Source organism: Metapseudomonas cellulosilytica (assembly GCF_049334135.1).
GTDB lineage: Bacteria > Pseudomonadota > Gammaproteobacteria > Pseudomonadales > Pseudomonadaceae > Metapseudomonas.
In genome coordinates this window covers 228,711-251,150 of the sequence record NZ_JBHZGN010000008.1, presented here as the reverse complement: position 1 = coordinate 251,150, position 22,440 = coordinate 228,711, and the positions used below count along the sequence as shown (strand labels likewise).

15 protein-coding genes and 2 pseudogenes are annotated in these 22,440 nt (G+C 63.7%); 9 read left to right on the top strand and 8 right to left on the bottom strand.

Annotated features, from left to right (window positions below):
* Positions 1-4 precede the first annotated feature (4 nt).
* On the top strand, positions 5-502 hold the full coding sequence (locus ACFW0H_RS13020) for a sorbitol dehydrogenase (RefSeq protein WP_422914313.1): 498 nt from the start codon (positions 5-7) through the stop codon (positions 500-502).
* Positions 499-2,721, top strand: coding sequence for a GMC oxidoreductase (locus ACFW0H_RS13015; RefSeq protein ID WP_422914312.1), 2,223 nt, complete (start codon positions 499-501; stop codon positions 2,719-2,721). The genes ACFW0H_RS13020 and ACFW0H_RS13015 overlap by 4 nt, the downstream gene beginning before the upstream one ends.
* A gap of 287 nt (positions 2,722-3,008) precedes the next feature.
* Here ACFW0H_RS13015 and ACFW0H_RS13010 read toward each other — a convergent pair whose 3' ends face one another.
* From ACFW0H_RS13010 to glcD, 5 genes are read right to left on the bottom strand one after another with little or no spacing between them, the layout of a single operon-like run.
* Positions 3,009-5,183: a malate synthase G gene (locus ACFW0H_RS13010; RefSeq protein ID WP_422914334.1), complete on the bottom strand. Its 2,175-nt coding sequence runs from the start codon at positions 5,181-5,183 to the stop codon at positions 3,009-3,011.
* Positions 5,176-5,604 carry a heme-binding protein gene (locus ACFW0H_RS13005; RefSeq protein ID WP_422914311.1) on the bottom strand — a complete coding sequence of 143 codons (429 nt, stop codon included), beginning with the start codon at positions 5,602-5,604 and terminating at the stop codon, positions 5,176-5,178. The genes ACFW0H_RS13010 and ACFW0H_RS13005 overlap by 8 nt, the downstream gene beginning before the upstream one ends.
* 40 nt (positions 5,605-5,644) lie before the next feature.
* A complete protein-coding gene (glcF, locus tag ACFW0H_RS13000) occupies positions 5,645-6,862 on the bottom strand; it encodes a glycolate oxidase subunit GlcF (RefSeq protein ID WP_422914310.1) in 1,218 nt (405 codons plus the stop codon).
* Positions 6,863-6,870: 8 nt separating this feature from the next.
* Complete coding sequence (gene glcE / locus ACFW0H_RS12995; protein WP_422914309.1) at positions 6,871-7,923, bottom strand: glycolate oxidase subunit GlcE; 1,053 nt, start codon at positions 7,921-7,923, stop codon at positions 6,871-6,873.
* Positions 7,923-9,422 (bottom strand): glycolate oxidase subunit GlcD, encoded by a 1,500-nt coding sequence (glcD, locus tag ACFW0H_RS12990; protein ID WP_422914308.1) that lies wholly within the window; start codon positions 9,420-9,422, stop codon positions 7,923-7,925. Before glcD ends, glcE begins: the two co-directional genes overlap by 1 nt.
* 232 nt (positions 9,423-9,654) lie before the next feature.
* Here glcD and glcC point away from each other — a divergent pair, with 232 nt between their 5' ends.
* On the top strand, positions 9,655-10,428 hold the full coding sequence (gene glcC, locus ACFW0H_RS12985; RefSeq protein ID WP_422914307.1) for a transcriptional regulator GlcC: 774 nt from the start codon (positions 9,655-9,657) through the stop codon (positions 10,426-10,428).
* Between the two features lie 120 nt (positions 10,429-10,548).
* Here the strand turns inward: glcC and ACFW0H_RS12980 are convergent, their stop codons facing one another.
* The 3 genes from ACFW0H_RS12980 to ACFW0H_RS12970 form a co-directional block, all read right to left on the bottom strand.
* Entirely contained in the window at positions 10,549-14,949 is a 4,401-nt protein-coding gene (locus ACFW0H_RS12980) for a response regulator (RefSeq protein WP_422914306.1), read from the bottom strand.
* Between the two features lie 43 nt (positions 14,950-14,992).
* Complete coding sequence (locus ACFW0H_RS12975) at positions 14,993-16,150, bottom strand: response regulator (protein ID WP_422914305.1); 1,158 nt, start codon at positions 16,148-16,150, stop codon at positions 14,993-14,995.
* Between the two features lie 175 nt (positions 16,151-16,325).
* Positions 16,326-18,092 (bottom strand): sensor domain-containing diguanylate cyclase, encoded by a 1,767-nt coding sequence (locus ACFW0H_RS12970; RefSeq protein WP_422914304.1) that lies wholly within the window; start codon positions 18,090-18,092, stop codon positions 16,326-16,328.
* A gap of 351 nt (positions 18,093-18,443) precedes the next feature.
* Between ACFW0H_RS12970 and ACFW0H_RS12965 the strand changes: the two genes are divergently transcribed.
* From ACFW0H_RS12965 to ACFW0H_RS12940, 6 genes and pseudogenes are all read left to right on the top strand, one after another.
* Positions 18,444-18,923, top strand: coding sequence for a hypothetical protein (locus ACFW0H_RS12965; RefSeq protein ID WP_422914303.1), 480 nt, complete (start codon positions 18,444-18,446; stop codon positions 18,921-18,923).
* Between the two features lie 14 nt (positions 18,924-18,937).
* A pseudogene (locus ACFW0H_RS12960) lies at positions 18,938-19,735 on the top strand (phosphatidylserine decarboxylase).
* Positions 19,732-19,861 (top strand): annotated as a pseudogene (locus ACFW0H_RS12955) (IS5/IS1182 family transposase); the annotation flags it as partial. The pseudogenes ACFW0H_RS12960 and ACFW0H_RS12955, both read left to right, overlap by 4 nt.
* Before the next feature lie 31 nt (positions 19,862-19,892).
* Positions 19,893-20,156 carry a hypothetical protein gene (locus tag ACFW0H_RS12950; RefSeq protein ID WP_422914302.1) on the top strand — a complete coding sequence of 88 codons (264 nt, stop codon included), beginning with the start codon at positions 19,893-19,895 and terminating at the stop codon, positions 20,154-20,156.
* Positions 20,157-20,186: 30 nt separating this feature from the next.
* Positions 20,187-20,969, top strand: a complete 783-nt coding sequence (locus tag ACFW0H_RS12945; protein WP_422914333.1) for an arginine deiminase-related protein — start codon at positions 20,187-20,189, stop codon at positions 20,967-20,969.
* A gap of 23 nt (positions 20,970-20,992) precedes the next feature.
* Positions 20,993-22,321 (top strand): MATE family efflux transporter, encoded by a 1,329-nt coding sequence (locus ACFW0H_RS12940; RefSeq protein WP_422914301.1) that lies wholly within the window; start codon positions 20,993-20,995, stop codon positions 22,319-22,321.
* Positions 22,322-22,440 lie beyond the last annotated feature (119 nt).

The following is a 22,440-nucleotide window of genomic DNA, read 5'->3' as shown; positions in this document are numbered from 1 at the left end:
TGCCATGAGCGACCAGAACCTGCAGAACTTCATCGGGCTGTCTTCGGCCCTCACGGGCCTCGCGTCGAGCAAGCTGGCCCCTTCCATCGACCCGATCAACCTGCCGCCGCTGTTCTTCGCCACCGCCCAGGACGGTCTGGGTGCGGCAGTGCTGAGCAACCTGCTGGAGCAGTACGCCAGCCTCGAGGCCGCCGGCAAGACGCCGGACCAGATCGCCGCCGCGGTGCTGGCGAACCCGGGCAGCCAGACCGCCCAAGGCGCCCGTTCGATCATGAAACTGTGGCTGCTCGGCATCTGGTATCAGCCGTTCGATCAAGGGAACCGGCATGCGGGCGATCAGCAGGTCGTCTCCGATCAGGCCTACAAGGAAAGCTGGGCCTGGCGCATCGCCCAGGCCCACCCCATGGGCTACAGCCAGTTCCACTTCGGCTATTGGGCTGCTGAGCCGCCGAGCCTGGAGGACTTTACCGGTGTACCCGCCAATGGAGGGCCGAGCGCATGAACACTGAACAAGCGGATGTAGTGGTGGTGGGCGGCGGCATGTCCGGCAGCGTGATGGCCTATCAACTGGGCCTGGCCGGGCTGAAGGTGCTGGTGCTGGAGTCCGGACCGGCGATTCCGCCCAATCGCAGCGAGTACCTGGAGCGTTTCTACACGGCGATCCTCAAGGCGCCGGAAGCGCCCTACCCGCCGGATGAGCTGGCCCTGGACCCCGCCCAGCAGAATGCGCCGCGGGCCACGGTGGCGGACCTGATCAACGGCTGGCAGAACCCGCAGAAAAGTTACCTGGTGCAGAAAGGACCGCTGACCTTCAGCAGCACCTACGAGCGTCTCGGCGGCGGCACGATGTGGCACTGGATGGGCACGGCCCTGCGCCTGGTGCCGAACGACTTCCGCATGAAATCGGCCTATGGCGTCGGGGTGGACTGGCCCCTCAGCTATGCCGACCTGCAAACCGCCTACTGCCGCGCAGAGGCGGAAATCGGTGTGTCCGCCGATGTCACCGCGCAGAGCTATCTGGGCGTGTCCTTCCCGCCGGGCTACCAGTACCCGATGCACGGCATTCCCGCATCGCTGGTGGATCAGGGCCTGGCGGCCGCGGTGAACGGCAAGCTGTTCCAGGGCCTGCCGCTACTGGTCAGCCCGACTCCGGCCGGGCGCAACTCGCAGCCCTATGACGGGCGCCGGGTCTGCGCCGGCAACACCAGCTGCACGCCGATCTGCCCGATCCAGGCCAAATATGACGCCACCGTGACCATGAACAAGGCTCTGGATACCGGCAACGTGCGCGTCCTCTACCAGAGCGTGGCCAGCCGCGTGCAGGTGGGACCCGACGGCCAGGTCAGCGGCATCGAATTCATCCAGTACGCCACCGGCACCGGACCGGCCACCGGCACCGGCCTGGCCCAAGGCAAGCGCTACGTGATCGCCGCCCACGCCATCGAAACACCCAAGCTGCTGCTCAACTCGGCGTCGCCGCAGTGCCCGAAAGGCGTGGCCAACAGCAGCGGCCAGGTCGGGCGCAGCCTGGCCGACCACCCGGTGTACCTGGCCTGGGGCCTGATGCCGGAGGGCAAGCCGCTGTTCCCCTATCGCGGGCCGTTGTCCACCTCGGGCATCGAGAGCCTGCGCGACGGCGCTTTCCGCAAGGGGCGCGCGGCCTGGCGCATCGAGATCGGCAACGAGGGCTGGAACTGGCCGGCGAACGATCCCTACACCACGGTCTGCGACTTCATCGACGGCACCAACAACGGCCACGCCAACCCGCTGCCGTCGCAGTCGGGCCAGCCGTCCCAGGCGCTGTTCGGCACGGCGCTGGTGCAGAAACTCAACAGCGTCTTCACCCGCCAGTTCCGCATCGGCTTCCTGGTGGAGCAGATGGAGGACAACCCCGACCAGGCGCTGTGCCAGGTGCTGCCGTCCAGGGAGTACACCGACCACCTCGGTATCCCACGGCCGGAAATCCACTACGACTTCTCGGACTACACCAAGGAGGGCTTCAAGCAGGCGCGCGCAGCCGCGACCTACATCATCACCGAGCTGCTCGGCGCCGAGGAGCTGACCGACCTCAACCCGTCCATCGCGAACTCCCCGCCCGGTGTCTTCAGTTACCAGGGCGAGACCTACAGCTATCAGGGCGCAGGCCACCTGATGGGCACCTACCGCATGGGCGCCGACCCGACCACCTCGGTGGTCGACAAGCATCAGCGCAGTTGGGACCACAGCAACCTGTTCCTGGTCGGCGACGGCGTGTTCCCCACCACCGGCACCGCCAACCCGACCCTGACCCTCACCGCCCTGGCGTTCCAGGCTGCCGACAGCGTGGCCAGCGACCTGCTGGCGCGCACGGTCCAGGTGCAGGCCAACCAGGCGTGGCAGGGCACCGGCGTGCAGGTCAACGGGTACAGCTGGCAGCTGGCGGTGTGCCGCGGCGGGCAGTGGACCGCCAACCCGGCCACTGGCATGGTCGGCGGCGACGGCCATGCCGGGTTGATCGCCAAACCCGGCTACACCCTGCCAGGGGCCAACGAAGGCGCGCTGATCGGCCGTATCGGCAGCAATGGCACGCCCTTCCTGATCGGTGCCATGGCCCAGTTGCCGCACGGCCAGCAAGGTGAGCTGCAACTGTGCATCAACGACGACCTGGTCGGCCGCTACGGTGTCGGCCTGCGCGATAACCTGGGCAGCCTGAGCGTGGAGGTGCGGTTCGGCTCGCTGTAAACCCGTGGTGGGTCGGTATCGCTTCGCCCAGCGGGGTGATACCGACCTGGGCTGCAGACGCCATCGGCAACAGCGTCGCGACCGTGGTGGTCGCCAGGAGGCTTGGCGAGTTCTCGGAGGAAGCGCTCCATGGCCGGCCCTGCGGAGCTTGAATCCATCCAATCTCGGCAAGGCCGATGCCAAGGTTTTTTCACAGCCTTGGCCAAAGGCTGACGCTGGCGATTGTGCCGATACAGGCAATCCTTACTGGCTACCCAGCAAGGAGTCCTGCGACTTTTCGACCCCGGCTAGTTCGACTTCTTGAACGCCAGACGGAATCGATGCAGCAGCGGTTCGGTATAGCCACTGGGCTGCGTGCTGCCTTCGAACACCAAGGCGCAAGCCGCCTGGAAGGCTGTCGACCGCTCGAAGTCCGGTGCCATGGGCCGGTAATCGGGATCACCGGCATTTTGCTGGTCTACCACTTTGGCCATGCGTTGCAGCACCTCCAGCACCTGCTCCCGACTGACCACGCCATGACGCAGCCAGTTGGCCAAGTGCTGACTGGAGATACGCAGGGTGGCACGGTCTTCCATCAGGCCCACATCATGGATGTCCGGCACTTTGGAGCAACCAATGCCCTGCTCCACCCAACGCACCACATAGCCGAGCAGACCCTGGGCGTTGTTTTCCAACTCCTCGCGTATTGCCTCCCCACTCCAATCAGGCTTTTCGGTCACCGGCACGGTTAGCAGACCATTCAGCAAACCGTCTCGTTCGGAGGCGAGGTCGACCTGCTCCAACTCACGCTGTACCGCCTGCACGTCCACCTGGTGGTAATGCAGAGCATGCAGAGTGGCCGCGGTCGGAGATGGAACCCAAGCGGTGTTTGCGCCGGCCCTGGGATGGGCGATCTTCTGCTCCAACATGGCAGCCATGAGATCCGGCATCGCCCACATCCCCTTGCCGATCTGCGCGCGGCCGCGTAGCCCGCTCGCCAGGCCGACCAACACGTTGTTGCGTTCATAAGCCTGTATCCAGGCGGTGGACTTCATGTCGCCCTTGCGCAGCATCGGCCCCGCTTCCATGGCACTGTGCATCTCGTCACCGGTCCTATCGAGGAAGCCGGTGTTGATAAAAGCCACCCGCGCGGACGCGGCGGCAATACAGGCCTGGAGGTTGACGCTGGTGCGCCGCTCCTCGTCCATGATCCCCATCTTCAAGGTGTGGCGCTGAAGGCCCAGCAGATCTTCTACGCGGCTGAAGAGTTCATCGGCAAAAGCAACCTCCACTGGACCATGCATTTTCGGTTTGACGATATAGATGGAGCCCCGCCGCGAGTTGCGGCGGCTCTTCTGATCATGCAGTGAAGCCAGGGTAGTCAGCACCGCGTCCAGGATGCCTTCGGGAATCTCGTGGCCGTCACCATCACGGATGGCTGGGTTGGTCATCAGGTGGCCGACGTTGCGCACGAACATCAGGGAGCGACCCGGCAGCTGCAATTCGGAACCATCGGCAGCTACATAGCGACGATCGGGATTGAGCTTCCGGGTGAAGGTCCTGCCACCCTTGCTGACTTCCTCGACCAGGTCGCCCTTCATCAGGCCCAACCAGTTGCGGTAGACCTGCACCTTGTCCGCGGCGTCCACGGCAGCTACCGAGTCCTCGCAGTCCATGATGGTGCTGAGGGCGGCCTCCAGCAGCACATCCTTCACCCCTGCTGCGTCAGTCCGGCCAACGGTGCTGTCGCGGTCGATCTGGATTTCGAAGTGGAGCCCGTGATTTTTCAACAGCACGGCACTGGGCGCATCGGCTTCACCCTGGTAGCCAATGAAACGAAGCGGCTCGCGAAGGCCAGTTTCGCGCGTGCCCAGGTAGACCACCAACTGGCCGTCTCTAACCGCGTAGGCAGTAGCATCGGAGTGGGAGCCCTCAGCCAGCGGCGCCGCTTGGTCGAGGAAAGCTCGGGCGAAGGCGATCACTCGGGCACCACGCAATGGGTTGTAGCCAGTCCCCTTCTCGGCGCCATCCGTCTCGGGAATCACATCGGTGCCATAGAGTGCGTCGTAAAGGGAGCCCCAGCGGGCATTGGCAGCATTGAGCGCATAGCGGGAGTTGGACACCGGCACCACCAATTGCGGGCCAGCCTGTTCGGCCAGCTCCGAGTCGACATTGGCCGTGCTGACCTGCACGCGTTCCGGCTGCGGCACCAGGTAACCAATGCCTCCCAGGAAAGCCTGGTACGCGGCCATGTCACGAATTGGACCAGGGTTCGAGCGGTGCCAGGCGTCCAACTCAGCCTGCAATCTATCCCGCTCGGCCAGCAGGTCACGATTCCTGGGGGCCAGATCGTGGACCAGGGCATCGAACCCCAACCAGAAGGCAGCCGGGTCAACGCCGGTGCCGGGCAATGCCTCCTGTTCGATGAAGGCAACCAGTTCAGCGGCAACGTTCAGGCGATGGCGGGCAATGTGGTTACTCATGGGCGTTCTCCGTTCCAATTCGGGCCAGGCATTCGGCGCCAGCACGGGCGACTTGGGCATCCTGATCGGACTTCACACCGGAAACGCCCACGGCCCCCACTACCTGGCCATCCACCAGCACCGGCACACCGCCCTCCAGGGACGTGAGCAGCGGTGCGGAAAGGAATGCATTGCGCCCGCTGTTGACCATGTCCTCGTAGAACTTGGTCTCGCGTCGACCAAGCGCCGCGGTCCGCGCCTTCTCCGTGGCGATGTAGGCACCGATGGGAGCGCAGCCATCGAGGCGCTCCAGGGCCAACGGATGGCCGCCGTCATCCACTACAGCGATGGCCACATTCCATTGGTGGCTTTGGGCCTCGGCACGGGCGGCGGCGAGGATGCGGGTAACGTCGCTCTGGCTGAGCACGGCTTTGGTGTGCATGGGATGTCCTCGAGTACTCATTGAGTTTGCATGGGTTGGCCTAGCCAAGCGCTTCATCCACCAGTTCGATCCAGTGCCTCACTGGTGTCCGGCCGGCGCCGTCGAGATGGGTCTGGCAACCGATGTTGGCGGTGGCGATCACTTGGGGCTGACCGCTTTCCAGGGCGTTGAGCTTGTTGTCACGCAACTGCCGCGACAGCTCCGGCTGGGTGATCGAATAGCTGCCGGCAGAGCCGCAGCACAGGTGCGAGTCGGGTACCGACGTGAGATGGAACCCCAGGCGGGTCAGCACAGCTTCCACGGCGCCACCCAGCTTCTGGGCATGTTGCAGGGTGCACGGGCAGTGGAAGGCCAGGCGCAGGTCGGTTCGGATGCCAAGGGCTTCCAACGGCGCATCGCGTAGCACTTCCACCAGATCCTTGGCCAGCGAACTGACCCGCTGTGCGCGCGCTGCGTAATCCGGGTCGTGCATCAGCAGGTGGCCGTAATCCTTGACGAAGGCTCCGCAACCGCTGGCGGTCTGGACGATGGCTTCGGCGCCGGCTTCGATGGCGGGCCACCAGGCGTCGATATTGCGCCGGGCCCGGTCCAGACCTGTCTCCTGGGCATTGAGGTGATAGTCCACTGCGCCGCAGCAGCCCGCCTCACGGGCCGGAACCACACTGATCCCCAGACGGTCCAGCACCCGCGCGGCAGCGGCATTGGTATTGGGCGACAGGCCGGGCTGCACGCACCCCTCCAGCATCAGCACGCGACGGTCATGCCGCAGGTTGGGGCGCGGTCGTGCAGGACGAACCTCGCGCGGCAGCTTGGCCTTGAGGCCCTCCGGCAGCAACGGTCGGAAGGCATTGCCGGCCTTCACCAGCGCCTTGAACAGCCCGGCGTGGGGTACGACAGTGCGCAATCCGCCACGAAGCACGCGTTCGCCGAGCGAACGCGGCACCCGCTCTTCGACCACGGCGCGGCCGATATCCAGGAGGTTGTGATACTGCACGCCGGAGGGACAGGTGGTTTCGCAGTTGCGGCAGGTCAGGCAGCGATCCAGGTGCTGCAAGGTACTGGCACTGGGCTCATGGCCCTCCAGGACCTGCTTCATCAGGTAGATACGCCCACGCGGGCCGTCCAACTCGTCACCCAGCAACTGGTAAGTGGGACAAGTCGCATTGCAGAAGCCACAGTGCACGCAGCTGCGCAGGATGGCTTCGGCTTCTTCACCGCGCGGCAGGGCGCGCGCCTGTTCACTCAAATGGGTTTGCATGGGTCGCCTCAAACGTCCGCGTACATACGCCCGGGGTTGAATATCCCCTGCGGGTCCAGTTGTGCCTTGAGCTGGCGGTGGTAGCGCAGCAGCGGCTCCGGCAACGGATGGAAGGGACTTTCACCACCGTCGAAACAAATGGCGTGTCCTCCGGCCTTCTGGGCGATGGAGCGGATCTCCTCGGCCGATGCGTCGGATTTCAACCAACGCTGCGCCCCGCCCCAATCCACCAGTTGAGTACCGGGCAGATCCAGGACCGGGCAGGCGTTGGGCAGCGAAAGCCGCCAGAGCGGACGCGGGTCATCGAAGAACGGCAAGCACTGCTCCTTGAGCGCCTCCCAGAAGCCAGGCTCGACGGTTTCGCAACCCAGTCGTTCGCGGGCCGCGGCCACCGAACCTTCACCGCCCTCCAGGCGCAGGTGCAGGGCCTCGCCGTCATGGCAGGCGGCGCTGAGGGGCAGCGGTTGCTGTCCCCACTCGGCCAGCTTGCGCAGGGCTTCCGGCAGATCCACCGCCAGGCGCAGATTGGCCACGGCACGCGGTCTCGGCAGCACCTTGAGAGAGACCTCGGTCAGTACACCCAGGCAACCAAAGCTGCCAGCCATCAGTCGCGACAGGTCGTAGCCGGCGACGTTCTTCATCACCTCGCCGCCGAAGCGCAGGTGCTTACCCAGGCCGGTGATGACACGGGTGCCGAGGACGAAGTCGCGCACTGAGCCCGCCCAGGGCCGACGTGGGCCGGACAATCCCGCAGCGACCATGCCGCCCACCGTGGCACCATCGCCCAGGTGCGGCGGCTCACAGGCCAGCCACTGATTCTTTTCGTTCAGCACCCGTTCCAGTTCTGCCAGAGGCGTACCGGCACGCACGGTGACCACCAGCTCGGTGGGGTCGTAGCTGACGATTCCACGGTGCTCGCGGGTATCCAGTTCCAGGCCCGTCACCTGCCTGCCGATGCGGGCCTTGCTGTCACCGCCCCGGATGCGCAGGGCGCTGCCTTCGGCAAGCGCCGCGCGGACCTGCTCGAGCAGGTGGTTGCTGGCGTCAAATGCGTGGCTCATCAGAAGCGCTCCAGTTCCGGGAAAGGCAGCTGACCCATGTGCACATGCATCGCACCAAACTCGGCGCAACGATGCAGGGTCGGGATGTTCTTGCCGGGGTTGAGCAGTCCGGTGGGGTCGAAGGCCGCCTTCACGGCGTGAAACAGCGTGATCTCGTCCGCGTTGAACTGGGCACACATCTGGTTGATCTTCTCGCGCCCCACACCGTGCTCGCCGGTGATGCTGCCGCCCACCGCCACGCAGAGTTCGAGGATCTTCCCGCCGAGCGCTTCGGCGCGTTCCAGCTCACCCGGCTGGTTGGCATCGAAGAGGATCAGCGGGTGCATGTTGCCGTCGCCGGCATGGAATACGTTGGCGACCCGCAGGCCGTATTCGGCGGAAAGATCGGCAATACCGCGCAGCACGCCAGGCAGTTCGCGACGGGGGATGGTGCCGTCCATGCAGTAGTAATCGGGGGAGATCCGCCCCACCGCCGGGAAGGCATTCTTGCGCCCGGCCCAGAATCGCACGCGCTCGGCTTCGTCCCGAGCCTGGCGTACCTCGTTCGCACCGGCGGCTTCCAGCACCTGGCGCACCCGTTCGCAGTCGTCGTGGACGTCCGCCTCGACCCCGTCCAGTTCGCAGAGCAGGATGGCTTCGGCGTCCACCGGGTAGCCGGCGTGGATGAAGTCCTCGGCGGCACGAATGGCCAGGTTGTCCATCATCTCCAGACCACCCGGGATGATGCCGGCGGCGATGATGTCGCCCACCGCGCGGCCGGCCTTCTCCACCGAGTCGAAGGCCGCCAGCAGCACCTTGGCCACCTGGGGCTTGGGCAGCAGCTTGACGGTGACTTCGGTGACCACTCCGAGCATGCCTTCGGAGCCGGTGAACAGGGCCAGCAGGTCGAAGCCGGGGCTGTCCAGGGCGTCGGAGCCCAGGGTCAGGCGCTCGCCTTCGACGGTGAGGATGTCCACCTTGAGCAGGTTGTGCACGGTCAGGCCGTACTTCAGGCAATGCACGCCACCGGCGTTCTCCGCGACATTGCCGCCGATGGAACAGGCAATCTGCGAGGACGGGTCCGGGGCGTAATAGAGATCGAAGGGCGCCGCCGCCTGGGAGATAGCCAGGTTGCGCACACCGGGCTGGACACGGGCGTAGCGCCCGACCGGGTTCACTTCGAGGATGCGGTTGAAGCGTGCCATCACCAGCAGGATGCCTTGCTCCAGGGGGAGCGCCCCACCTGACAGGCCCGTACCCGCGCCCCGGGCCACCACCGGCACGCGACGCTGGTGGCAGAGCTTGAGCAGGGTCTCCACCTGCTCGACACGCTCCGGCAAGACAACCAGCATGGGCGTAGTGCGGTAGGCGGAAAGGCCGTCGCATTCGTAGGGGCGGAGGTCCTCCTCGCGATGGAGGATTTCGAGATCCGGCAAACACTCGCGCATTTCGGTCAGCAACGCGGCTTTGTCGACTCTCGGCAGCACGCCGTCGACGCGCTCGTCGTAGAGGATGTTCATGGCAGGCTCTTTGGTCTTGTTGTTTTGATGCCGGCGGTGACCGTCGGTAATGACCATCATCAGCCTGCCCTACCCGATCGTCCATTGCGCTGAGCACTGGTCCGACCAGTTTTTGAGGAACAGTACGTTTCTATACTTATGGGAACTCCAGTATTTATCTAAGCTGTAGAGCACTCCACGATGTAGTCGTGTTTCACTTTTTGACTGGTCCTACCAGTTTGGAACGGAAGAAATGCCTAGCACGAAAGACGGTGAACGCCGCCAGGTAGCCGATGTGGTAGCCGAGCGCATCGAGCAACTGATCGTCGATGGTGTGCTCAAGACCGGGCAGGCACTGCCCTCGGAACGCCGCCTATGCGACAAGCTGGGGATCTCCCGCTCAGCCCTGCGCGAGGGCCTGCGGGTACTTCGCGGACGCGGAATCATCGAGACCAGCCAGGGGCGCGGTTCCTTCGTCGCCGAACTCACCGGCCCCCGGGATGCGAGCCCCTTGATGCACCTGTTCAGCTCGCAGCCCCGCACGCTCTACGACCTGCTGGAAGTACGGGCCCTGCTGGAGGGTGAATCGGCGCGGCTGGCCGCCCTGCGCGGAACAGACGCCGACTTCGTGCTGATCACACGGCGTTACGAGGAAATGCTCGCCGCCCACCAGAGCCCGGAGGGATTGGACTCCCAGGAACACGCGAGGCTGGACCATGCTTTCCACCTGGCAATCTGCGAGGCTTCCCACAACCCGGTGCTGGTCCACACCCTGCAATCGCTCACCGACCTGATGCTGAGTTCGGTCTTCGCCTCGGTGAACAACCTCTATCACCGGCCACTCAGCCTGAAGCAGTTGGACCGCCAGCACTCACGGCTCTACCACGCGGTCATCGAGCGGCTTCCGGAGCAGGCCCAACGCGCCGCCCGTGACCACATCCATGGCATTCGTGACAGCCTCAAGGAAATTGAGCAGGAAGAACAGCGACTGGTGCGGGCGACCCTTCGCCTGGAGGGTTGGAGCTGAAAAAGGGTTCTTCGCGGAATTCCGGGGAAGTGAAAGCCGATCCCGGAAGCGGTGCGCACAGCGCACCCTACGGGCCAGACCAGGCGAAAGGGGGTGGCCTTGTGCACGGGGGGTGGATGTTTATTCACTCGCCATCTCCTGCAGCAACTCCAGTGCCCTGTCGAATTCGAAGAGTTCGACCTGTTGCGCCACCCTGGACAGAACTTCCGCTGCCGCGATGCCAGGAGCCATGGCCTCCAGTGTTTTCAGGGCATCGACGGCCGCCGTGTCGCTTTCGGCCAGAAGCCGCTTCAGTTGTGCGAGGCGGATCTCGAACTGCGGCCGGGAAGACCGCATGGCGGGCGGTTCAGTGGCGGGGCTCGATGGCGCAAGGCCGGCGAGTGCTTCCAGCACTGGCGCCAGGCCATGCTCGACCTCCGCCAGCCTGGCCTGAACTACCTCAGTCGCCTCACCGGCCAGGCAAGCCTGCTCCAGCGCAGCCGCCGCCTGCGCCACGCCTGCAGCACCGATATTGCCAGCGGTGCCGCGCAGGCTATGGGCCAGACGGGCGGCCGCCGACGGGTCATCGCTGGCGCGCGCCGACTGGAACTGTTCGCCAAAGTGCAATTGGGTCGCGTGAAACTTGCGCAACAGGCGTAGATAGAGGTCGCGCTTGCCCATGCAGATCGCCAGGCCAGCGGCCAGGTCGATCCCCGCCAGGCTGTCGGGCAGTCCAGCGGCCGCCTCGGGAGCCCCCACCACAGGCGCTGCAGCCTGTCGGCGCGCGCCAGGCCTGATCCACCTGGCCAGGGTAGCGAACATGCCGGCCACGTTCAGCGGCTTGGAGATATGGTCGTTCATGCCACTGGCCAGGGCCCGCTCGCGGTCGCCGGCCATGGCATTGGCGGTCATGGCGATCACCGGCAGATCGGCGAAGCGTGGTTGCTGACGAATCCGGCGGGTAGCGGTATAGCCATCCATAACCGGCATCTGGCAATCCATCAGTACACCATCGAAGTCCGCGTCCTGGTCCAGCAAGTCGAGCGCCTGCTGTCCATCGACAACCTGGCGCAAATCGATGCCCGCACTCTGCAACAGTTCGCCGGCCAGTTCGCGGTTGAGTTCGTTGTCCTCCACCAGCAAAAGGCGCGCCCCTCTGAGGCTGGCCATGTCGCTAGCACTCTGCCCGCAGCGCTCGCTGGCCCGGGTGTCGGCCTGCGGCACCTTGCCCAGTACCGTACCCAACGCTTCGAGCAGCGTGGAAGGTGTCACCGGCTTGGTCAGCACCACCGGCAGGTGCACGCCCTGGCGCTCCGCCTGCTCGCGCACCTCTTCACGGCCAAAGGCGGTAACCATGATCACCGACGGTGTACGCGCCAGGTTGGCCGCATGCATTTGCCGCACCGTCTCCACGCCGTCCATGCCGGGCATACGCCAGTCCATCAGCACCAGGTCGTAGGGCAGATTCCTCTGCTCGGCCTCCACCAGCACCCGCAATGCCGCTCTACCGCTGTCCGCCACGTCCACCTCCACGCCGTAACTGCTGGCCATGCCGGAGAGGATTTCGCGGGCGCTGGCATTGTCGTCCACGACCAGCACGCGGATACCCAGCAGTTCGTCGGCGGTGAACATGCGCCGTGGCTGCGCGTCGCGCTGCACGCCCAGGCTCAGGCTGAAGTGGAAGGTGGAGCCGCTGCCGAGCGCGCTTTCCACCCAGATGCGCCCGCCCATCAGCTCCACCAGACGCTTGGAGATGGCCAGGCCGAGACCGGTGCCGCCGTACTTGCGGGTCGTGGAGCTGTCGGCCTGGCTGAAGGACAGGAACATCCGCTCGCACTGTTCCTCGCTCATGCCGATGCCGGTGTCGCGTACCCAGAAGTGCAGCTCCACCCGCGCCTCGTCGCCACCGACGCGCTCCACGCCGACCACGATCTCGCCCCGCTCGGTGAACTTCGCTGCGTTGTTGCCCAGGTTGACCAACACCTGCCCCAGGCGCAGCGGATCGCCGAGTAGCGCGGTGGGCAGGTCGGCCGGGGTGCTGTAGAGCAGCTCCAGGCCTTTGTCCTCCGCTTTCAGGCCGACCATGCTGGCGAAGTTCTCCAGCACGTCCTCCAGGCGGAAGGGAATGATCTCGAGGTCCATCTTGCCGGCTTCGATCTTGGAGAAGTCGAGGATGTCATTGATGATCCCCAGCAGATTCTCAGCCGAGCGGTGCACTTTCTCGATGTAGTTGCGCTGCCGTGGATCGAGCTCGGTGCGCAACGCGAGATGGCTCATACCGATGATGGCGTTCATCGGTGTGCGGATCTCGTGGCTCATGTTGGCCAGGAAGTCGCTCTTGGCCCGCGTCGCCTCCTCGGCCATCTCCCGTGCGCGCTGGACCACGGCTTCAGCCTGCTTGCGCGCGGTGATGTCGAAGTACCACTCGACCGCGATGCGCCGCTCGCCGAGGGTCAGCGGCACGGCCGAGAGCAGCACTTCGAAGCCCTCGCCCGACTCCTGCTGCAGGCTGGCCTCGAAGTTGAGCACCTCACCCTCGGCGGCGGCGGCGAGAAAGCGCTGGCGCGCCAGCTGGTCGCGCCAGAAGCGGCCCTCGTCCGATTCAGCAAGCCGCTCGCGGTCAGTGCCGAACAGGCTATCCAGCTCCGGATTGCAGTAGCTCGGCAGGCCGTCGTCGCCGCGGATCAACATGGCCACCGGGCTGCTGTCGAGCACCGCGCGCAGCTGCGTCTCGCTGGCCTTGAGTGCCGCCTGCAGCCGGCGCCGTTCGCTGACGTCGCGCACCGAGGCGCAAACGCAGGTCCCGCGCCCCTCCAGAGTCGGCAGGTGCGACAGGCCGATCTCCACGGAGAACAGGCTGCCGTCCTTGCGCACGCCCTGCAGGTCTTCGAGGTAGGCGCCCATCTGCCGGGTGCTGCCATGGTCGATGAAACCATTGCGCAACTCCACGTGGCGCACGCGAGCGGCGCTGGGCACGAGGCGTTCGACGGACTCGCCGATCAATTCGCCCGTTGAGTAGCCGAACAGGCTGTCCAACTGGGGGTTGGTCATCAGGATGCGACCGTCCGCGCCTATTACAAGCATGCCGTCCGGCGCCGCCTCGATGATGCCCCGGTACCAGGCTTCCGTAGCACGCAACGCGCTCTGCTGGGCTTCCAGCTCCTGCGCCTGGCGCTCCAGCTGCAATGCCTGGGCGCCCATTTCGTCGGCCTGTCGACGCGTTTGTGCAAGCAGTTCCTGCACCGCCAGGTTGCGCTCCATCAACGCCATGGCGCCGGCCAGTCTCGGCAACGCCTCCTGCAACAGCGCCATCTCGCGCTCACCCGGCGCCTGGAACCCGGCCAGTTCGAGCACGCCATGCAGCCGGTCCCCACGCAGGATCGGCTGCAACAGCAGGTAGCTGGCCGGCAGCTCACCCAACTGCGTGCGCAAGCGACCAAACGCCTGCGGCAAACCCTCGAACTGACGGGGCGTGCGGTCCAGCGCGCACTGCCCGAGTAAACCAGCCCCCAGGGCGACCGATGCTTCCGGCGGGTACTCCGGATCGGTGGCATAGCTGCCCATCAGCTCAAGATGATCGCTGCCCTGGCGCAGGTTGTAGACCACGCCCTGGCAGATGCCGAGCGTGCCGGCCATGTGCCGAAGAAAGGTCAGCGCCAGCTCATGCGGTGCGGTCGCCTGCGGCAGGTCGGCCTGCAACTGTGCCGTCTGCGCCTGGATCCAGCGCTGCCGCTCAAGCTGCTGGGCTTTGGTTTGCAGCATGGCGATGGCGCGCGCCAGGTCGCCCGTCTCGTTCTCCATATCGGTATGGGGGATGTGCTGCTCCAGCTGCCCCGCCGCCAGGTGGTCGACGGCGGCACGCACCCGGTTCAGTGGCAGCCGAATCGAACGGCTTGCCAGGCTGGACAGCAGCAACGCCAGGGTCAGCCCACCCAGCAGCAGTACATAGGTGAGCGTAGTGCTGGACTTGGAGAACTCGGCGATCTGCTTGGCCGTGTCATGGATAAAGGTTTCCTTGACCTGGGCCATCCGGTTGAGCAGGTCGTCGGCCTGCTGGTCCAGGTCCTGGAACTCGCTGCTGTTGAGCAGCATCAGCGCCTGCCCCTGGTAGCCCTTGCCGGCCAGCTCCAGCGCTTCCTCGCCACCACGCTGAATGCGCTCCACCAGCAATTCCAGCTCAGCCAGTTGCACCAGGCTTTGCTGGAGGCGCAGGGTCGGCCGCGCCTGGGCCAGGGCCTCCTGCAGGCGCTCCCGGGTGTCATTCAGCTGCTTCAGCGCGTCGACGCGTATCTCTGCGCTGCTGGTGCCGACGGCACGCTGCAGCGCCTGCACCAGATGCGGCAGTTGCGCGCGCGCCTCCTGCAGGTGGGCGGCACCGACCAGGTCCTTCTGGTACAGCTGCTGCATATTGCGCTTCAGCAGTTCCTGCGTATGCAGGCTCTGCACCCCGAGCACCAGGATCAGCGCCAGCAGCGCGGCAAAGCTCAGGACCAGCTTGTGGCGCAACGGCAGGCGCTCAAGCAGGGCAAACACTCTGTTCATGGCCATTCCCCGTTTGCCGAATCCAGGCAGGTCACGCTGGCGCTCAGGGCTCCTCGGCGATGCGCTCGAGGGCAGCCAGTTGCTTGGCCATGTCCTGGTCGCTGTCAGCGAAGCGTTCGGCAATGGCGCGGAACTGCTCGTGATACGTCAGGAAGGCGTCGCAGATATCCGGATCGAAGTGCGAGCCACGCCCCTGGCGGATGATCTCCACTGCCTGCTCGTGGGGCATTCCGGGCTTGTACACGCGCCGGCTGATCAGCGCGTCGTAGACATCCGCCACGGCCATCAGTCGCGCGCTGATGGGGATATCGTCCGCAGCCCGTCCCTCGGGATAGCCGCTGCCATCCCACTTCTCCTGGTGGCTGTAGGCGATTTCCTTGGCCAGTCGCAGGAAGTCCACCGAGATGCCTAACTGATCCTCGGCATGCTGGATGGCGTCCCGCCCCAGGGTGGTGTGGGTTTTCATGATCTCGAACTCATCCGGGGTCAAGCGCCCCGGCTTGAGCAGGATGTAATCGGGAATGCCGATCTTGCCGATGTCGTGCAGGGGCGCCGACTTGAACAGCAGGCCAATGGTCTCGTCGTTGAGAACGTGCCTGAAACGCGGATGATCGCGCAGCAACTCCGCCAGCAGCTTCACGTAGTTCTGGGTGCGGCGGATGTGGTTGCCAGTCTCGTTGTCCCGGGTTTCCGCCAGCGAGGCCATGGCCTGGATGGTCACGTCCTGGATGGCCATCACCTCGCGAGTACGACGCTGGACTTCCTGCTCCAGATAATCGTTCTGGTCACGCAGGAAGTCGGCAGCTTCCTTGATCTTCAGCTGGGTTTCCACCCGCGCCAGAACCACCGGCGGACTGATGGGTTTGGTGATGTAGTCCACGGCCCCCAGCTCCAACCCCAGAATCTCGTCTTCCATCGAAGCCATGGCGGTGAGAAAGATGATGGGAATATCGCGGGTGCGCGGGGCCAGCTTGAGTTGTTCCGCCACCTGATGGCCAGACAGCCCCGGCATCATGATGTCGAGCAGGATCAGGTCCGGCAGCGGGTCGGCCTGCAACAGACGCAGGGCCTTCTCGCCGCTGTTGGCGGCCTTGACCCGGTACCTGTCCTTGAGCAGGTCGGCCATCAGCATCAGGTTGTCCGGTGTGTCGTCGACGACGAGGACGGTAGCTGTCTTGTAGGCGTCTTGCGTGCTGTCCATGGTGATCGGCTCCCCTGCCAGTCAGAGAGCGGCCCGGACTCCTGCCGCTCGGTTGTAAGGGAGATTAGTCGCGGATTTCGGGGATGACGATCCGCGCCCCTGCCAACCCGACACGCAACCAGCCAGCACAACACTCACCAGTATCAGCGTCCGCCACGCATGTCCTGACCCGCTCTCAGTTGCACTCGATACGGTTGCGGCCGGCCCGTTTGGCGCGATACAGCGCGATGTCGCTGCGCGACAGCGCGGACTCGGCGCTGGCGTCATGGGCGTCGAGGGTGGAGATACCGACGCTGATGGCCAGGGGGATTCGCTCATCGCCATGCACCACGGGGGCGCCGCACAGCTCTTGCTGGATGCGCCGGGCGAAGGTGACCGCCTCGTCGATATCGGCATCGCTCAGTATCACGGCGAACTCTTCGCCGCCCATCCGTCCGGCCGCGTCGGTCTTGCGCAATTGCTTGCCGAGGATCGCCGCGAAATGCCGCAGCGACTGGTCGCCCACCGAGTGTCCCCAGCGGTCGTTGATCGCCTTGAAGTGATCCAGGTCGAACATCAGGATCGCACCGCGGTGGCCGGCGCTGCGCTGCACCCGGCCCAGTTCGGCTTCGAGTTGCTGCATGAAGTGACGGCGGTTGGCGAGCTGGGTGAGGGAGTCGGTGGTGGCGAACACCTGCAACTCGGCCTCGATCTGCTTGCGCTCGGTGATGTCGGTGATGAAGCCGTGCCAGAGCACGCTGCCATCGTCCAGCCGCCGGGGTTGCGCCTCGCCCTGGCGCCAGGAGATCCCCTGCCCCGGCAATTGCACCCGAAACTCCAGGTGCCAGGGCGCCAGGCTGCGGGCAGAAGCCTCTAGCGATTCGAGGAACAGCAGCAGGTCGTCCGGATGGACGATCGTCTGCATCACCCGGGCATCAGCCTTCAACTGCTCCGGCGTGAGCCCGCAGATATCCCGGACGCCGGCACTGGCGTAGGCGAAGTACGAGTGGCCGTCCGGGTCGCGGCGGAACTGGAAGACCATGCCGGGGATTTCGTCCGTCAGGTCGGTCAGCAGCGTGGCGGTCTGCTGCACCTGCTCGGACATGCTGCGCATGGCGGTGATGTCCGTGGTGGTACCTATCATGCGCAATGGATTGCCGGCGCCATCGCGCTCGACCACCTTGCCGCGGCTGCAGACCCATTTGTAGTTGCCGTCCCGGCAACGGATGCGGTGCTCCACTTCGTATGCCTCGGTGCGCCGCTCGAAGTGGGCCTGGATGGTGGCCCTCACATAGTCCAGGTCCGCCGGGTGGACGCGGGTGTAGCTCTCCTCGATGCGATTGCCCACTTCATGCTCGGCGTAGCCCAGCATGGCCTTCCAGCCGGTGGAATAGTGGATCTCGCCGGTGGTCACATTGCGGTCCCAGATGCCGGTACCGCTTCCGGCGATGGCCAGCGCCATGCGCCGTTCGCTTCCGCGCAGCACCTCCAGCTCCCGCCGCAGCTCGGCATCGGCTCGCTCACGCGCCAGCAGGTCGGCCGCCAGCCGGGCCAGTTCGCGAAGCAAAAGCAGTTGGGCCGTATCCAGCTCCCGAGGTTGGTCGTGCAACAGGCACAGCATGCCGAGCACACCGCCATCCTCGGCCCGCACCGGGCAGCCGGCGAGGAAGCGCACCTGGGGTTCGGCCATTACCAGTTCATGAGCACGGAAGCGTTCGTCGCAATGGAGGTCGGGTACCACGAGCACCCCGTCGGTGTGAACCCAGCAGACGCCAAAGGGGACGATCGACTCGGCAATGCCAAAGGCAAGGCCATCGCAGGTCCTGATCCGTTGCCACTGCTCGGTGCCCGTGGTCAGCAACGCGGCCATGACGCCGAAATGGCGTCTGGCCAGGCGGGTCAGGCCGTCGAATCGGTCATCATTGGCGCTCTCCGGCGCCTCGTGTGCAGGCAAGGGCTGCATCTGGACTCTGCTTCGCCAGGACTGAGGGAGCCGCCTGGCGCTGATCGGCCATAGGGAACTCGAGTCTACCCATAATGGCGATTCGACGTCATGACCCGGGCGAGGTGTTGATGATGAAAATCTTCCAGGGCGCACTGTGGGTGAGGGGTGCCCGCCCGACCCGCTAGCGAGCAGTTGAGTCCCCCGAGTATCAGGGGCACGGCCACTGGCTACTTGGGTTGGAACTGTTGGGAGTTCTTCGGACTCCACTCTATTGAAGCCCAGCGCCGATGTGATTCGGCCCATCCAGGACAGGGATGCTATGAAAGCAGGCGCGCGTTACCGACAACGTTGCGCCAGCTAGAGGTCGAAATGCTTGTCCTCGTCCGTCACACCGGCGATTCCATCCGCATCAATGGCAAGGTCGCCAGCTCTTTCGCAGCCTCCCCCTGCCGGCACACAGGCGGTTCCACCCGTCTTTTGGTCGCAGGACAAAAACGAAGAACAGGGAAAGAAGACGAACCCTCGGCAGGAACGAGAGGGACCTTTCTCGAACCCACAGCGGCGGCCATCGCTGCACCACTTATCGGCGTTGCTCCTGGCTCGGACGATGACGACGAGCGTCCGCTGATACCACCCATCCCACCGACAATTCCCTGGGCGATCGAACTGCCCACCGAATTAACGACGAACCAGCCCGTCCAGTTCGATCCAGCGCCTACCGAAACAGCGCGCAACGCCCACACCGGGTCCAACAACGACGGATTCCCCGGCGACTTCCACAGCGCGGTGAAGGCGGCCCCTACCCTGTCCGCCGCTGGCGAAGTCCTCGACCACCTGCACGGCAACTAACTGAGGTGGACCCCATGTCAAAGAGTCTTAGGGATTGGTTGGCGAACGATATATCCCCAATCAAGGAAAAGTCGATCAGTTGGATCTCACAACATCACTTTTTCCGGGACCCCGTACGTCCGGCGTACTCGGACATGAGTTATTTCTTTTCCCCGGCCGACGGCATCATCCTGTATCAGAAAACGGTACGCAGCGATGAAAGCATCGTCGATATAAAAGGGCGCCCCTATTCGTTACGGGATGCCTTGCGTGATCCGCAATATGAGGCAGAAAGCCTGGTCATCGGCATTTTCATGACCATGTTCGACGTCCACGTCAATCGTGTTCCCTACCCCGGACGGCTATCGTACCGGGAGCTGGAGCCTATCGATACATTCAATAATCCGATGCTCGATGTAGAGACAAACATTCTGGAGGATCTTCGCATCCCATCGGACATGCTGGATTACCTTCATCACAACCAGCGCATGGTCAATCGGATCGACTCGCCGGAACTTGGCATGAGTTATTAAGTGCTGCAGATCGCCGACTACGATGTGGATTGCATTACGCCTTTCAACCTCAAGCAACATCAGCCCGTCTTCCAGGGAGAGCGCTTCTCCCAGATTCGCTACGGCTCGCAAGTTGACCTGATCGTGCCACTCTCGTCCAACTTCGTTTTCGAGACGCTGCAGAATACCGGCGACCATGTCGAGGCGGGCATCGATGCGCTGATACGCATTTCCAAAAGAAAAAACCATTATCGAAACGCTGAAGAAGAGTTCCCCTCTCCGGAGAAATACACCGCTCACGATGCACGAGCTTCCCAATGAAGCAGATGACATTCTGCCGGCGTCGAGTACGCCGACAAGCGCAAGTAGAGTCGCAAGCCGTTTTTCCTGATCGAGTGGAATCAGGAGGTGCCGTGGCAAGGAATGATCGCGCTGATCGAGCCGCATTCCATCCTTAACCTGACAGGAGCTCTCTGCCATGAAAGCACTGGATACCCACACTGCGGACGCAGCCCGGAATATTCTGAATCCAGCGTATGGTCTGGAACTTGAATCGCCGGAACCTGAACTCAACGGACTGGAAATCAGCTTCAGCGAGGTGGCCGAGCAATCAGAGTTAAAGCTGACTTCCCCCTGGCGTAATCCTACGCAACTGGAGCGGCCGTGCTTCCTGTTGAACTTCCCATTCTCCTATTCGACTCAAGAGGCCAACAATTGCTGGATGACGGAACTGTCGGAATAGGATCGCCAACCAGACTTTACCAAGGCCTGCATCCAGTTCATGGAGCTGTACCGCTATATCAGCGCGGAGGCGCTGGTTTATATCCTGCCTACGCCTAAACTTTCCGGCCTGCAGGATCTCTTGTACACGGCGAATCTGGGTATCGTCCTGGATCATTTTTCAGACAAGAATACGGTCGTGATCTCGAACTTCACTTCCGAGCCACGCCGCGCCGAAACGGCAGTCGGCTTCCAGTTTTTCCGGAGCATGGGATATGACGTCCATGTGGCGCCGAGCAAGTTCGAAGGTGAGGCCGAACTGAAGCACCTGCACGACAATATTTACATTGGCGGCTATGGTATCCGGACTGAAAAGGAAACTTACGACTGGATGGAAGAAAAGTTCGACATGCACATCATCCAGCTGCCGATGACCGATCACTACCTCTATCACCTCGACTGCCTGGTATTTCCGATTACCCGCGAGCACACCCTGGTCTGCACCGAGTTGCTTGAAAAACGGAAGATCGCCGAACTCGAACGCGTCACCAATATTATCGATGTCAGTCTCGATGAGTGTTACTCCGGCATCTGCAATAGCGTACGTCTGCCAAGCCTGGTGCTCAACTCATCGCACATCCACTCGCTGAGGGCCAGTACAGAGGAATACGCCGAGGAAATCCACAAGAACCGCAAGCTGGAGGATATTGCTGCCGACCTGGCGCTGGAGGTCAGTTATTTCAATCTCAGTGAGTTTCACAAGAGCGGTGCTCTGCTGTCCTGTATGGTCATGCACTTGAATCGTCATGCCTACAAGATCGCGCTGACTGCCTGAAAGCGACCCGTGAGTATCGGATCGTGGCGAACGGCAATCTGTCGAAAGTACTCTGGACGGTCTCGCTGCCGATCATCTTCGTCGAAGCCTCCGAAACCTTCGATCGCCTGATCGATACCGTCTTTCTGGCAAGGGTCGGTGTGACCGAGCTGGGGGCGATCGCAGTCACCGACTCCATATTGCTGTTATTCCTGGTACTGCCGCTCGGGCTGGTGGACGGCATCCAGATTCTCACTGCGCGGCGTGTTGGCCAGCGCCGACCCGAGGCGGTCGGCGCCATCTTCAGCCAGGGACTGGTACTGGTACTGCTCATCTGCCTGGCGCTGACGGTGCTGCTCAAGCTGCTCTCGCCAGTGGTGAGCTACTGGTTCGTCACGTCCGACGAGGTGGGGGTTCTGCTGGATGACTATCTCCAGATCGAAGCCTACGGCCTGGTGCTCACCGGCGCGACGTTCGCCTATAGCGCCCTGCTGGTCAGCATCGGCCGATCGCGGGCCCTGGTGCCCGCCACCCTTCTGCTGGTCAGCATCGATGTGTTGCTGAACTACCTGTTCATCTTTGGCAATTTCGGCTTTCCCGCCCTTGGCATGCGCGGTGCTGCGGTCGGCTCGGTGGGCGCCGAGTTCGTTACCTGTATCTTCCTCACCGTCTACCTGTGGCGTCTCGACAGCGGACGCTACCGGTTCTTCCGCCGGCCCAGATTCGAGCATCGGTCCCTGCTGTTGCTGGGGCGCCTGGCATCCCCCATAGCGCTACAGGGGGGCGTAGAAACGCTGCGCTGGTTTCTGTTCTTCCTGATTCTCGAATCCATGAGTACCGAAGCGCTGGCGATCGGCAATATCGTTTTCACCTGCTATATCGTCTTCCTGATTCCGACCGAGGGCATCTGCGAGGCGACCTGTTCGCTGGTCAGCCGCTACATAGGACGTGACTGGTTGCCGAAGATCGACGAGATCCTGCGACACGCCATCAGCGGTGCACTGATGGTCACCGGGCCTTTCGTCGCGATTGCGCTGCTGGCACCGCACTGGCTGGTATCGGTGTTCTTTCCAGAGGCAGTGGGATTGGAGCAAAGCAGCATCAGCTTGCAGGTTGTCGCTCTCGCCATGCTGGTGGCCATCCCGGCAGAAATCTGGTTCACCGCGGTGATTGGCACCGGCGACACCGCGGCGGCACTTGTCATCGAAGTGTTCATTTCATTGGCAATGCTTGGCTTTGCCTACGTCGCCGCCTTTCATCTGGCCTTGTCGGTCGCAATGGTCTGGGTTTCACTGCCGCTGGCATCCCTGGTCAACCTGGTGTTTTCCTATGCCTGGATGAAGTCCGGCATCTGGCAACGACACGAAGCCTGATTCCGTCGCAGCAGTGCGCAGCTGTCATCCAGCGACATGGAGGTCGGCAACTGCACTACAACGGGTATAGGCGCCGCCACGGAACTTGCGGCGCCGTACCGATTTCCGGAATCAGGCTG